The 12,359-nt window shown below is 42.2% G+C and carries 15 protein-coding genes; 10 read left to right on the forward strand and 5 right to left on the reverse strand.

Annotated features, from left to right (window positions below):
- The first annotated feature begins 100 nt into the window (after positions 1-100).
- From H8Z77_RS02500 to H8Z77_RS02535, 8 genes are all read left to right on the forward strand, one after another.
- Positions 101-2,218, forward strand: a complete 2,118-nt coding sequence (locus H8Z77_RS02500) for a C39 family peptidase (RefSeq protein WP_186996075.1) — start codon at positions 101-103, stop codon at positions 2,216-2,218.
- A gap of 191 nt (positions 2,219-2,409) precedes the next feature.
- Positions 2,410-3,738: a lipase family alpha/beta hydrolase gene (locus tag H8Z77_RS02505; RefSeq protein ID WP_366471778.1), complete on the forward strand. Its 1,329-nt coding sequence runs from the start codon at positions 2,410-2,412 to the stop codon at positions 3,736-3,738.
- Positions 3,739-3,767: 29 nt separating this feature from the next.
- Positions 3,768-4,451, forward strand: coding sequence for a HEAT repeat domain-containing protein (locus H8Z77_RS02510; RefSeq protein WP_186996076.1), 684 nt, complete (start codon positions 3,768-3,770; stop codon positions 4,449-4,451).
- Positions 4,445-5,092 (forward strand): hypothetical protein, encoded by a 648-nt coding sequence (locus tag H8Z77_RS02515; RefSeq protein ID WP_186996077.1) that lies wholly within the window; start codon positions 4,445-4,447, stop codon positions 5,090-5,092. The genes H8Z77_RS02510 and H8Z77_RS02515 overlap by 7 nt, the downstream gene beginning before the upstream one ends.
- Positions 5,093-5,128: 36 nt before the next feature.
- The gene (locus tag H8Z77_RS02520) at positions 5,129-5,560 is read left to right on the forward strand and encodes a hypothetical protein (protein ID WP_186996078.1); all 432 of its coding nucleotides are present in this window, start codon (positions 5,129-5,131) and stop codon (positions 5,558-5,560) included.
- Positions 5,561-5,567: 7 nt separating this feature from the next.
- A complete protein-coding gene (locus H8Z77_RS02525) occupies positions 5,568-6,443 on the forward strand; it encodes a hypothetical protein (RefSeq protein ID WP_186996079.1) in 876 nt (291 codons plus the stop codon).
- A gap of 16 nt (positions 6,444-6,459) precedes the next feature.
- Complete coding sequence (gene mutT, locus H8Z77_RS02530) at positions 6,460-6,843, forward strand: 8-oxo-dGTP diphosphatase MutT (RefSeq protein ID WP_069988525.1); 384 nt, start codon at positions 6,460-6,462, stop codon at positions 6,841-6,843.
- Positions 6,844-7,286: 443 nt separating this feature from the next.
- Positions 7,287-8,186: an NAD(P)/FAD-dependent oxidoreductase gene (locus H8Z77_RS02535; RefSeq protein WP_069988526.1), complete on the forward strand. Its 900-nt coding sequence runs from the start codon at positions 7,287-7,289 to the stop codon at positions 8,184-8,186.
- A gap of 502 nt (positions 8,187-8,688) precedes the next feature.
- Here the strand turns inward: H8Z77_RS02535 and H8Z77_RS02540 are convergent.
- The 3 genes from H8Z77_RS02540 to H8Z77_RS02550 form a co-directional block, all read right to left on the reverse strand.
- Positions 8,689-9,033 (reverse strand): helix-turn-helix domain-containing protein, encoded by a 345-nt coding sequence (locus H8Z77_RS02540; protein WP_286165391.1) that lies wholly within the window; start codon positions 9,031-9,033, stop codon positions 8,689-8,691.
- 88 nt (positions 9,034-9,121) lie between these two features.
- Positions 9,122-9,400 carry a helix-turn-helix domain-containing protein gene (locus H8Z77_RS02545; protein WP_186996081.1) on the reverse strand — a complete coding sequence of 93 codons (279 nt, stop codon included), beginning with the start codon at positions 9,398-9,400 and terminating at the stop codon, positions 9,122-9,124.
- A 136-nt stretch (positions 9,401-9,536) separates the two neighbouring features.
- Positions 9,537-9,890, reverse strand: a complete 354-nt coding sequence (locus H8Z77_RS02550) for a helix-turn-helix domain-containing protein (protein WP_186996082.1) — start codon at positions 9,888-9,890, stop codon at positions 9,537-9,539.
- 168 nt (positions 9,891-10,058) lie between these two features.
- Here H8Z77_RS02550 and H8Z77_RS02555 point away from each other — a divergent pair, with 168 nt between their 5' ends.
- Together H8Z77_RS02555 and H8Z77_RS02560 are read left to right on the forward strand one after the other, a co-directional pair.
- Positions 10,059-10,214, forward strand: coding sequence for a hypothetical protein (locus H8Z77_RS02555; RefSeq protein WP_186996083.1), 156 nt, complete (start codon positions 10,059-10,061; stop codon positions 10,212-10,214).
- A gap of 148 nt (positions 10,215-10,362) precedes the next feature.
- The gene (locus H8Z77_RS02560) at positions 10,363-11,211 is read left to right on the forward strand and encodes an Ada metal-binding domain-containing protein (RefSeq protein WP_186996084.1); all 849 of its coding nucleotides are present in this window, start codon (positions 10,363-10,365) and stop codon (positions 11,209-11,211) included.
- A gap of 76 nt (positions 11,212-11,287) precedes the next feature.
- Here H8Z77_RS02560 and H8Z77_RS02565 read toward each other — a convergent pair whose 3' ends face one another.
- On the reverse strand, positions 11,288-11,809 hold the full coding sequence (locus tag H8Z77_RS02565; protein WP_186996085.1) for a flavodoxin domain-containing protein: 522 nt from the start codon (positions 11,807-11,809) through the stop codon (positions 11,288-11,290).
- Complete coding sequence (locus H8Z77_RS02570; protein WP_186996086.1) at positions 11,810-12,298, reverse strand: MarR family winged helix-turn-helix transcriptional regulator; 489 nt, start codon at positions 12,296-12,298, stop codon at positions 11,810-11,812.
- Between the last annotated feature and the right edge of the window lie 61 nt (positions 12,299-12,359).

The raw sequence follows: 12,359 nt of genomic DNA on the forward strand, positions 1-12,359 counted from the left end.
GTGGTATAATCTATGCTATAATAAAAATATTGATTTGATTCATAATAGGGTAATTTTTTATCTTTCTATTGTCGAAATATCAAAGAATTTGGAGGAATTTATGAGAAAGTTTATCGCATTAAAACGGTTGATGGCTGGCTTTATCAGCTCAGTTCTGCTGTTTTCTACTGCAATTACAGTTTCTGCAGCGGATTTACAGCAGCCAGTTAGCCAAACTGAGCTTCAGGCACAACAACAAGATGTACAATCCAGGGCGGCTGGCATTCCATATACGGATGTTTCAGAGGCGGATTGGTGTTACGACGCAGTAAAATACATGTACGACCACAATATTATGACAGGGATAAGCCCTACTTTATTTAATCCAGCAGTGGAGATGAACCGTGCCCAGTTTGCTACGGTTTTATACCGTATGGAGGGGTCTCCTGCAATAGAATATACCCCTGTTTTCGCGGATGTTCCAGATGGGACTTTTTATGCTGACGCGGTAACTTGGGCAAACAGGGAAGGTATTATAACAGGCTATGGCAATGGATACTTTGGTACCGAGGTCAATATCACTAGGGAACAGATTGCGACCATCCTATATCGCTACGCTAACTATAAAGGGGTTGATACCTCCTATAAGTTATCGGTCAATCATTTTCCGGATGGCGGCTATGTAAGTGGTTTTTCCAGGGATGCGATTGAATGGACCCTCGCCAACGAGATTATCAAAGGGGAAAACAATCAATCCATCATTAACCCACAAGGGGAAGCTGGCCGTGCGGTAGCAGCAACCATTATCATGCGTTATCTGGCGCCAAGTACTATCATGGTGGAAACAACCGCTTCTATGAGCTATCTCTCCAATAATACTTGGCATGATTTTCATACATCAGCGTCAGCGTACCCGATTGACGGTTTAAAACTGCAAACAGACCCAAGCAAACCTTATTATTTGTATTACCGTACTCTGAACAGTGGGAAAACTTCATTTTATCCAAGGGTAACCAGTATTGAAAACGACTACGCAGGGTATCCGGGAAAACCAATCCGATTGTTGGATATTGAAGCCCGTAGTACCGATAATGGCACCAACCTGCAAACAGGGGCTGTTGTAGTCATGTACCGAGTACATACCGTAGGTGTTGGCTGGTTCCCATGGGTGAGCAACGCTGACCCTGCCTGGATGGAACGGGTAAAACTAAAATTTAATTTGCCAGACAGTATTGATACCGGATCCGATAATGCGGGATTAGAAGGAAATGATATTGACGGGGTTGAAATCCGGATTTTTGAGGAAACAAAATCAAAACTTCCTTCCAGCAACTCCAAAGTAATACAAGCTCCATTTATTTCTCAGTTAGGTGCCTATCCAACCGGATGCGAAAGCGTCAGCGCAGTAATGGCGTTGAACTATGCTGGCATCAATATGAGCGTGGATACCTTTATTGACAACTATTTATACAAAACAGGTTTTCCTTTTGACCCAGACGAATCCTTTGGGGGAGACCCTCGGTCCACCAGCGGTTATGGATGTTATGCCCGTGTGATTAAAAAAGCCCTGGATCAAATTTTAGCTGGTACAGGCTATACCGCAAAAATGTTTAACGATGTACCATTACAGGAATTGTGTACCCAATACATTGACAATGATATTCCGGTGATTGTATGGGGGACTATGGAAATGCAGCCAGAAAAATTGTCAAGGACATGGACCTACAATGGAAGGACAATTTATTGGAAAACGCCAGAACACTGCCTATTGATGGTGGGATATGACGATGGCGGGTATATTTTTAACGACCCATTGCGTAGGCAGCCGCAAACCTATTATGGAAAAGAAACAGTGGAATCCGCTTACCGTGGTATGTACAGCCAGGCGATTGTGATTGTAAAAGACGGCACAAGGATGGAATCGGAACCGGCTCCTGATTTTGAGGAACCAATGGCTCCGGAATCTTCTGCGCCGGAAACAACTCCATCGATGCCTTCTGAAGGGAATCCACCAAGCCAGGATTCTTCCCAGGCATCTTCTCAACCAGCGGAATCTACCCCTCCTCAGGAGTCCGAACCAGTAGAATCCACTCCTTCGGAGGTTCCACCGGAAGGAAATACTTCTTCTGAACCGGAAACTTCCCAACCGGAGGAATCCAGTTCAACCCCAGAAGGGTCCAGTTCATCCTCAACGGATCCATCAGAGGGGCATACTCAAACCGAAAGTTCCCAATCATAAATGAAAAGCAGGGGGTGAATTTCACTTCCTGCTTGTACTTTTTTGGTGATCCATTGGTATCCTTAAGAAATACAAATTGATTTCTACAGAATCGGGTACGACAATATTTAACCAGTGGGTGCAACTGTTTTCCTGGATGGAAACGGTAGTTTATGATTTTACCAAAAAAACATTTTGTAAGGAGGAATTCTGTGAAAAATCTGGTAAGGATTTTGTACATCATTCTTATTTCCATGATAGTAAATTGTGTTTTCTTTCTGGTAGAATGGAAACTTTGGTACCTTCTACCGGTTTTGCTGTTGTTTTTTCTTTTTGTCAATGTATTCCCTTCTATCCACAATTTTAAAGTTCCCACCTTTCGGCTCCGGATTGCGGCAGATGGGGCGGAACTGTTAATCTTATTTTTGGCGACCTCTGTGGTATCCGGTGTGTACCACATTGTAATGGCGTTCCAGCTGTTTCCAAGCCACTGGCTGGTTTGGGTGGTGAGCGCGTTGGTTGCCATTTTAACCGAGAGCATCCTGTTTTGGAACGGGATTATCCGTGTTTACTGCACCTCTTTGCAGTTGGGCATCCGAAGGAGGGTGATTGGGATTGTCTGTGGATGGATTCCCATCGCCAATCTGTGGGCGTTATGCAGCATTATCTATGTTGTCTGTTCGGAGGTTTCGTTTGAAACCCAAAAAATGCGGTTAAACCAGCAACGGCAGCAGGAACAAATCTGCCACACAAAATACCCTATTTTATTGGTACACGGGGTATTTTTCCGGGATTTTAAATATCTGAATTATTGGGGAAGGATTCCGGAGGAGCTGAAGAAAAACGGGGCGGTTTTGTTTTATGGGAACCACCATTCCGCTTCTTCGGTACGGGAAAGCGCCTGTGAGCTGACCAAAAGGATTCAGCAAATTGTGGAGGAAACCAAATGCGAAAAGGTGAACATCATCGCCCATTCCAAAGGCGGCTTGGATTGCCGGTACGCCATCAGCCAGATGGGAGCGGCACCCTATGTGGCTTCCCTCACCACAATCAACACTCCGCATCAGGGATGCTTGTTTGTGGATTACCTGCTCAATAAGGTTTCGGTCAAGTTCCAAAACGGAATTGCCTCCAAATATAACAGTACCTTAAAAAGGTTGGGGGATACCTCCCCGGATTTTCTGGCAGCGGTGAACGACCTTTCTTCCAACGCCTGCAAAAACTTAAATGAACAGATGCCCGATTCCCCCCAGGTTTATTACCAGACAGTGGGCTCCAAATTAAACCACGCCATCAGTGGGAAGTTCCCATTGAATTTTTCCTACCCGCTAGTAAAACATTTTGATGGCGGCAATGATGGATTGGTGGCAGAGACCTCTTTCCAGTTCCACAACCACAAACACACCTTTTTAACTACGCCGGGCAGCCGTGGAATTTCCCATGGGGATATGATTGACCTGAACCGGGAGAACATCCCAGGTTTTGATGTGCGGGAATTTTATGTGCAGCTGGTGGCAGATTTGAAACAAAATGGGTTTTAACGGATGGATTCCCCAAGGAGGAAAAAGAAATGGGAAAGCTGTCTTTTTACCAAAAATTAGATCTGATGGACCGTTGGGAAGAACAGCCCAACCTTGCCCAGATGAAACGGTATTGCCCCGCTTTTATCCGGTGTAAAAACGGGGAAGTCCGTTTGCGGACGGCACAGGTGCTGGCGAATGTGGAGGAGGAAAGCCTGCTCCAGCTTTTGTACCCCCTGGTAAATGATCCGGAAGAATTGGTGCGGGTGAATGCCTGTGATTCTTTGGGAAGTTCCAAAAGCCCAGCGTCCTATCAGATGCTGACAATGAAATTGCAGGATACCCCTTTGGTGCGAAGCTATGTTGTGCTATCGCTGGCAGATATTGCGTTATCGCTGGGGGAGAAACTACAAGAAGAATGTTTCCATTTACTGCTGGAACATCTGCAAACGGAGGAAGCTCCAGGGGTAACAATTCGCTGTTACCGGTCGCTCTATCTGTTAAAGCGGGAGGAACGCTATTTGGATTTGCTGTTGCGGAATTTGCGCCATCCGGATTACCGTGTTCGTTGTGCTGGGTTCCATCTGTTGGGCGATATGGTTACTCCTTCCAATTGCCGCAAAATCAAACAGGCGGTGTTGGAGTGCTCTAAACAGGAAGAAAGTGTTGCCGTTTCCAGCGCGATAAACAATTTCAAAAAAGAGTTTGTATCAAAAGGAGAAAAAATATGGTAGGCACGAGTATCCGGTTCCTTGTATTTGGAGCCATTTTTGTAGCATTATTGGTGTTGGTTCGGAAATCAAAATGGGTACATAAAAAGTGGATGACCATACTGAGCGCTATCCTGGTTCTTGTGTTGTGGTCGGTATCTACGATGTTCCCACCGGAGAACCTTTTTCTTACCTTCCCCACTGCCAGGTCCGCGTATTACTATATGAATATGGACCACATTACAGATGTGTTAGAGGGCGATGAATCCTGTCTGATTCTTTCTATCAAGGGCAGTACCACTGGTATGGAGTTTTTACCAAAAAATTCCCGCGGATATCAACTTCCTGGGATTACACCAGTCCGTAAACTTGAGTCGTTTTATATTAACACAAAATCGGGTAGAGGGATAATAGACCTTTATCATGTCAACTATACCAATGACTACTATCTGTTTGGCAATTGGAAGCCAAAGGATAATAATGATACATTTGAGTTGTCCGATAACCAGAATTCCGAGTTTTTATTCTATTCAACAGAAATACCCGATGGTACCATGAGATATTCTTTTTATATGAGCGTCAACAACCTGACAGAGGACTACGAGCTGTATCTGAATGAGGATACCACAATATCGTTTTCTAAGAATGGACTGGAAGCAAAATAAATCGTTCAATATTGCTGGAATAGAGGGGTTGAGGAGATGAGGAAAAAGCCTGTTATTCTCATTTTTATACTGTGTACTGTTTTATTTTGTTCAGGGTGCAGCTATTGGGTGAGAGAAGTCAAGTACTATTCACAGAGGGATAATTATGTAAATGCGGTTGGAACAGTGACCCACATTGCTTACAGTGAAGATAATACCAGGTTATATTTGGGCTTTTCGGAATTAACACCAACTTTTGATGACGACTGTTTTAAAATTGTTGGAGAAAATTTGCGAATAGCACAGGATAACGGCATTGATACAAAAATAAAAATAGGCGATCAAGTTGAGTTTATCACAGCACCAAGATATTTTTATGATGGATATATAATGCCTATTGTTGCGATATCCGTAAATGGTGAATGCTTATTGGAATTTGAAGAAGGATTTGGAAATTTTTTCAAATGGATTATGAAACATGGGGGGTAAACAGTAGATGGGAGTATGGGGACCAGCGATTTTATCGGATGATGTGGCATGTGATATTCGGGATGAATATCATGCACTATTAATGATAGGAAAAACCAGTGAGGAAGCAACCCAATATTTACTGGAAACCGATTACCCGGAAATTCAGGGTACAGAGGATGAAACGGTTTTCTGGCTGGCATTGGCGCTGAGCCAATGGAAAAAGGGGCGATTATTGCCCGAAGTAAAACAGCAGGCGATTGCGATTATTGATGCTGGAACAGATTTAGAGCGATGGCAGCAGGATGAAAAATTATTAAAAAAGAGGATAACGGTCTTACAAAAACTAAAAGACACCTTAAATTCCCCTATGCCGGCAGCCAAAAAAATGAGGCCACCATCTGTATGGCATTCTCCTTGGGCGGTGGGGGATTTGCTGGCGTACCAAATTACAAATCCAACAATCCTTTATCCAGAGTTCCTTCATAAGTATGTTTTGTTGAGGGTCATTAAAATCAGAAAAATTCCTTTTCTTTCTAGTATGGATACTCCATGGCATGATGAATCTATTTTAGTAGGGTTATACCAATGGTATGGGGATGAAATCCCAAATGCAGATATTGTGAATCAATTGGAGTATGCTGTAATAGGGGAAAATGATGTAATCTTTCGTGGGAAATGTACGGAAACTTGTATGGAATTATGTATCTATAGTAATCGGGAATTGAAACAATATCCGATCCAGTGTATTGGACAGGATGCTTCCTACCAAAAAGGAATATCACCTTTTTTCCACACAAATTATTGGGAATATGGACTCCATACATTGATTTCGTTAGACCATACCATTTGTTCAGCACTGCATCGGTATTTTCCTGAAGCGGGTCAAGAGAACAAGAATTAGAAAGGAAGTGGAATGGATGAAAACAATACAAGTGGCGGCGGCAGTGATCCAAAAAGAGGGGCGCATTTTTGCCACGCAAAGGGGATATGGAAAATGGAAAGGCTGGTGGGAATTTCCTGGCGGGAAGATAGAGCCAGGGGAAACACCGGAACAAGCCCTGAAACGTGAAATCAAAGAGGAGTTGAACACCGTTGTACAGGTAGGGGAACTGGCGGATGTGATCGAATACGATTATCCGGATTGTCACCTGACGATGTACTGTTATTTTTGCCAGGTGGTTTCGGGGAATCTGGAACTGTTGGAACACGAATCTGCCCGCTGGCTGGCAAAAGGGGAATTGGATACGGTCAACTGGCTTCCGGCGGATATTGATTTTATCCAGAAGCTAAAAAATGGATAAAACCCTCCAATCCAGGAAAAATAGAAAAAAGGATAAAATAGTTATTATTTAAAATAATAACTATTTTTATTTTTGCCTGGAAACAGTTGACTTTTCTTGCTTTGTGTTGTAAGCTATTAATCATAGGAAATAATACTGATTTTTGAAATACAGGATTCTATTTTGTTTCGTGGGGTAGTAATATTTGCGGAAGAAAGCAATCATTCCGATTTGAGATTGCCAAGGAAGATAAAATGTTCCGCCTTGTAAGTGTTGATATAGTCTATGAAAGCTTTGAACTGTACGGCTATAAAATAGTATCCATATGAGGCTCAACGAAACCAATTTGTATTTCGTTGGATTCTACCACATATTTTGTGTACCAAACATAACAAAATTCAGTTTATCTATGAGGAAACATATGACGTAATCCAATAACGATAGATTTAAAAGGAGGTTGTAACATGTACGATATTGTGATTATTGGAGCTGGCCCAGCGGGAATTAGCGCTGCTATTTATGCTGTGAGTAGGGGGAAATCCACTTTGCTCATCGAGAAAGAGCAGGTAGGCGGGTTAATCGGAAAAGTATCCACTGTAACCCATTATTCCGCTTTGGTGGAGCCGGAAACCGGGGAAACCTTCGCAGAACGGTTAAAATCCCAGGCTTTGGGCGCTGGCGTGAAAATTGTCGATGAGGAAGTGCTTTCGGTTACCCTGGAAAGCGATATCAAAGAGATTGTCACCAATAAAGATTATTACCAATCCCGCACAGTAATCCTTGCCAACGGGACTACTGCCAGAACCTTAGGGATTCCTGGGGAAGCGGAATTCAAAGGCAAGGGAATTGGCATGAATGCCGCAAAGGACGGCGCAGCTTATGCTGGAAAAAACGTATATGTGGTTGGCGGCGCCGACGGAGCAATCAAAGAGGCGATTTACCTTTCCAAACTGGCGAAAAAGGTAACCATCATCCACTTTGAGGAGAAACTGGGGGCGATTCCAGAGTTCCTGAACAAAGTAAAAGCAAGCCCAAATATGGAAGTCTGTCTGAACTCCCGCTTAACCAGAGTTTCCGGAAAGGACTGTGTGGATACCCTGGAGATTACTTCGGAAAAAACAGGGGAAAAACGGGTCATTCAAGATCCTGGCTGTGGTATTTTTGTTTATGCTGGTTCCACCCCAAACACTGAGATGTATTCCGAGTTAAAATTGCAGGATGGCTTTATCCCGGTGAATGAAAAGATGCAAACAGCCCTGCCCGGCGTGTATGCCGCAGGGGACATCTGTGTAAAACAGGTGCGTCAGGTGGCAACCGCTGTTGCGGATGGCGCGATTGCGGCAATTAATGCTGCCATGGAATAAAAAAGAAAAAACAGCTCTACCTTTTTTCGGTAGGGCTGTTTTGTTGTATGAAATGATATGGTTTAAAAAATCCCTTACAAAAAATAAAATTTCTACCATTTATAACAGCAGGAATAGAAGAAATATACAAAGAAGTTCATAACAAGTAGAAATATGTTAATGCTGTAAGAAAACTTGCAGCATTTGTGTGTTCAACAAATCCCAGCCTGTTATATGAGCTAGCACAGAGAAAGAAGATTCCTCTTAGCCAACTGCTTTCTTTTGGTATAATTCCATTATACAACATTTTTTCAAATAATACAAGAAATAATATCAAAAATATGCACAAAATATTTATATAATTTTTATACTAGTTATACAAAATTAACGTTATTTTGTTTGAAACAGGTGTAATGTTTGAAATTTTTTGAAAAGCATAAAAAATAGGGAGCCACAGAGTGACTCCCCAGACGCAGTTTTATATGTTAAATTAGTGATAAATAAAACAACAAAAAAGTAGATTTTATCTTGGATTTCTGAAAAAGCGGGCAATAATCTGGCGTTCTGTGGCATCCAAGGTGAGGAAATCCTGAATGAATTCCTGTTCTAGTTCGTCTAGCTTGAATTCTTGGGCTAACTGTTCCATCAATGGGCTTGGGAACTCCCGTAACATTTCTCCTGTGCCGTTGTATAGCCAATCAGGATTTACGTTAAACTCGTTGCAAATGGATTTTGCCATTTGTACCGTTAATTTTCGTTCTCCTATTTCTATTTTGGAAATAGCAGTTGGTGTTACTCCCAACCTCTCTCCAAATTCTGCTTGATTCATTTGTAAATGTTTCCGTAATTCTTTTACCCGTTGATTCATGATAGCGCCTCCTTTTATAACCATAATATCACAAAAAACGACAAAGAACAACAAAAAATAAAGCAGGAAGCTGGTTTGCTTTCTGCTTTTACTGGTTTATCGCATTTTGCAGGAATTGGGTGATTGTTTGGCGTTGTTCTTTATCCAGAGTGATAAAATCTTTTACCAGTTGTTTTTCCATATCGTCAAGGTCAAATTCCGCTGATAATTGGTCTAACAGAGTGGTGGGGAATTCTTGAAACATCTCACCGGCTCCATGAATCAACCATTCTTGGTTTACTCGAAATTCATTACAGATGGCCTTTGCCATTTGTACCGTTAATTTTCGTTCTCCTTTTTCTATTTTAGAAATAGCTGCGGGAGTCACACCTAACCTTTTCCAAAATCACTTTGGTTTAATTTTAATTCTTTACGCAACTGTTTTACACATTCATTCATGGTAACCTCTCCTTTTGATTACCATGATATCACAAAATTCGACAAACTACAAGGGTACATACTGCCTATTTATGTTGTGTTTTACCCCTTAAAAAGCGGGCAATCATTTGCCGTTCTTCAATATCCAGGCTGAGATAGTCCTGAATCAATTCTTGTTCCAGTTCGTCCAGTTTAAATTTTTCAGTCAATTGTTCCATCAATGGGCTTGGGAACTCCCGTAACATCTCTCCTGTGCCGTTGTATAGCCAATCAGGATTTACGTTAAACTCGTTGCAAATGGCTTTTGCCATCTGGTCTGTAACTGCCCTATCACCCTTTTCAATCCGTGAAATAGCTGGTCCAGTTACGCATAATTTTTTACCAAATTGGCTTTGGCTTAGATGTAAGGCTTTTCTTAATTCTTTTATACGTTCATTCAATAGTAACACCATCCTTAATTATAGATATTAGCATATTTATATGTCATAGTCAATAAATCTATAAAGATTTTCTTGACATTCGTTACAAAATAATCTATAATAGTTCCATAGTAATTATTTGCAGTCACTTTGGTACGAATTTTGCGACAGTATATAGGAGGAAATATTATGACCAATGTAAAAGAAGAATTTCAGGAAGCATGGGAAATATGTAAGCTGTTAAAAACCATTTCTATTGAGGATAAGCTCCGCTTACAGGGCATGATGATGCTATTAAAAGAACAAAACAAAGAAAAAACCAAAAACAGCCAACAGCCGAAATAGCCGTTGTTACGTAAAACATACATACAATCCCTTTTTTTCCATTATCATTTGTAAATTGAGGGAATTCGACAAATTTTTCTGTAATTTGGGATTAAACTAGATTACATCATAGGACATATTTTAATTGTCATAAAAGGAGATTGTATTGATGAAACAATTACAGACAAGAATTTTTTCAGCCATTGCGGTTTTATTATCGGTTTGTTTTGTGTTTGTGGGTTGTGAGCTACCAAAAAGGGAGCTAACCAACCTTACTTTCACCGTAACGTCCGAAACACTGGAAGTTGGGGACACCACTGAGTTTGACGTGGAAACAACCCCAACGGGGATTATACTAAAACATTTGGAGTATCAGTCCGACGATACGGACATCGTTACCATCAACCAGGATGAAATTTCTGCTGTAGGAGAAGGGACGACCACGGTTTCCGTGTCTATTACAACGGAAAAAGGTAAAATTGTCAGCAATAAGGTTTCTATCACTGTAACAGACCCTGAAAAAGACAAATTGCGCCAGCAAGCACAATCAGTTTCCCAGGCAATTGGAACCATTGGGGAAGTGACGCTGGATTCCGAACCGACCATTGCGGTGGCACGGGAAAAATGGAATGAGCTTCCTGAAGAAGCAAAACAGTTTGTAACCAATTCGGAGACCTTAACCCAAGCGGAAACCGCATTACAAAGCTTAAAAGACCAAAAAGCGGCGGAAGAAGCTGCCGCAGCGGAAGCCGCCAGACAACAGGAAGAACAAAGGAAACAACAAGAGCAGCAGGCACAGCGACAACAACCGGCAGCGCAGCAACCTAAAAATACGCCAACAGCGCCATCCGCACCCGCTTCTACCGAGACCTATATTTTAAATACCAATACAAAAAAGTTCCATCGCTCCAGTTGTGGCGATATCAAAAAAATGAAAGATTCCAACAAGGCAACCGCATCCAGCAGGGAAGAAGCCATTGCCAAAGGGTATTCCCCCTGTAAACACTGCAACCCATAAATGGAAAAACTTTATTCCTGCAAGATTACAACAAACAACAAAAAAGCCATCCAAAAAGGATGGCTTTTGCATTGTGTTACTTTGGTTGTTTGCAATACTCCAGCAGGGGAAAGAGATAATCTGGGCTAACCCAGGAGCATTTTTCTCCGGCGGACACCAAGGCGGCTTCCCACGGCTCGTAGGTAGAGGGGTCTTTTTTGGCAACCATTTTTTTCAGCATCCGGCACATGGTACGGTCTTTCCAGGACATACGTCCTTCATCCCAGGCGCCCCGCCCATAAAATAGGGGAATATCCTCCAGACCGCCTTTCAGGTTGCGTTGTTTTAGGGCATCCATTGCTTTTTCCTCGTAGGGGGAAGCCCCCACCGCGAAGATGGCAACCCGCTTTCCCGCAAGCTGTGAAAGGTTTTTCTTCAAAAAGGAAATCCCTCCAATACCGTTGGCATAAACCCCGCCACAAAATAGGATGGTATCATACTGCCCCAGCCCCGTAACGTGGCGAACGTCCATCGCTTCACATCCCAACTGCTGGGCAAGCATCTGGGCATACTGTTCTGCCGCCCCGTATTTGGAACGGTAAATGATAATCGCCTTCATTTAATTTCCTCCTCTAATTTCCTTTTCAAATAGTTCCATACCGTGGTACAACCTCATGAAAAGCTGGAAGAACTGCTTCAATTCCTCGTCGGTATAAGACAGGAACAGGCTTTTTAGCATTTTTTGATGCAATATCTGGATATCATCAAAATACTCCCAAAACAGTTTGGTGGGCAATATTCTTGCCGCTCTGGAGTCTTTCTCAGATGAAACCACCTGCCCCAGCCCTTTTTCCTCCAAGGTGGTAACCAACTTTTTGGCGTTCTGGCGAGAATATCCCATTAGTTTTCCAGCCTGGGTATAGGTAAGCCCTTCTTTCTCTTCTTTAATCATGGTCATCAGCACAAACTGCTTTAACGTTACTTCCGAGTCAAACTGGCTAAATAACGTTTGCAGCTGGTTGTTTAGAATCACCAAAGAACCAAACAGCGCTTTTACTTGTTTTTCCCTTGTATCACTAAACTGTTGGATGAGATCTGAACGTTCCATAAAAATTCCTTCTCTCTTTTCAAAACGGATTATCTGCTAACATTAGTATAATAACCAATCT

It is taken from the genome of Clostridium facile (genome assembly GCF_014297275.1).
Taxonomy (GTDB): Bacteria; Bacillota; Clostridia; order Oscillospirales; family Ruminococcaceae; genus Massilioclostridium; species Massilioclostridium facile.

Excerpts from the sequence above, each read along its gene's own strand:
- H8Z77_RS02500 (WP_186996075.1), top strand. The coding sequence starts at position 101 with ATGAGAAAGTTTATCGCATTAAAACGGTTGATGGCTGGCTTTATCAGC.
- H8Z77_RS02510 (WP_186996076.1), top strand. The coding sequence starts at position 3,768 with ATGGGAAAGCTGTCTTTTTACCAAAAATTAGATCTGATGGACCGTTGG.
- H8Z77_RS02515 (WP_186996077.1), top strand. The coding sequence starts at position 4,445 with ATGGTAGGCACGAGTATCCGGTTCCTTGTATTTGGAGCCATTTTTGTA.
- H8Z77_RS02520 (WP_186996078.1), top strand. The coding sequence starts at position 5,129 with ATGAGGAAAAAGCCTGTTATTCTCATTTTTATACTGTGTACTGTTTTA.
- H8Z77_RS02525 (WP_186996079.1), top strand. The coding sequence starts at position 5,568 with ATGGGAGTATGGGGACCAGCGATTTTATCGGATGATGTGGCATGTGAT.
- mutT (WP_069988525.1), top strand. The coding sequence starts at position 6,460 with ATGAAAACAATACAAGTGGCGGCGGCAGTGATCCAAAAAGAGGGGCGC.
- H8Z77_RS02535 (WP_069988526.1), top strand. The coding sequence starts at position 7,287 with ATGTACGATATTGTGATTATTGGAGCTGGCCCAGCGGGAATTAGCGCT.
- H8Z77_RS02540 (WP_286165391.1), bottom strand. The coding sequence starts at position 9,033 with ATGAATCAACGGGTAAAAGAATTACGGAAACATTTACAAATGAATCAA.
- H8Z77_RS02555 (WP_186996083.1), top strand. The coding sequence starts at position 10,059 with ATGACCAATGTAAAAGAAGAATTTCAGGAAGCATGGGAAATATGTAAG.
- H8Z77_RS02560 (WP_186996084.1), top strand. The coding sequence starts at position 10,363 with ATGAAACAATTACAGACAAGAATTTTTTCAGCCATTGCGGTTTTATTA.
- H8Z77_RS02565 (WP_186996085.1), bottom strand. The coding sequence starts at position 11,809 with ATGAAGGCGATTATCATTTACCGTTCCAAATACGGGGCGGCAGAACAG.
- H8Z77_RS02570 (WP_186996086.1), bottom strand. The coding sequence starts at position 12,298 with ATGGAACGTTCAGATCTCATCCAACAGTTTAGTGATACAAGGGAAAAA.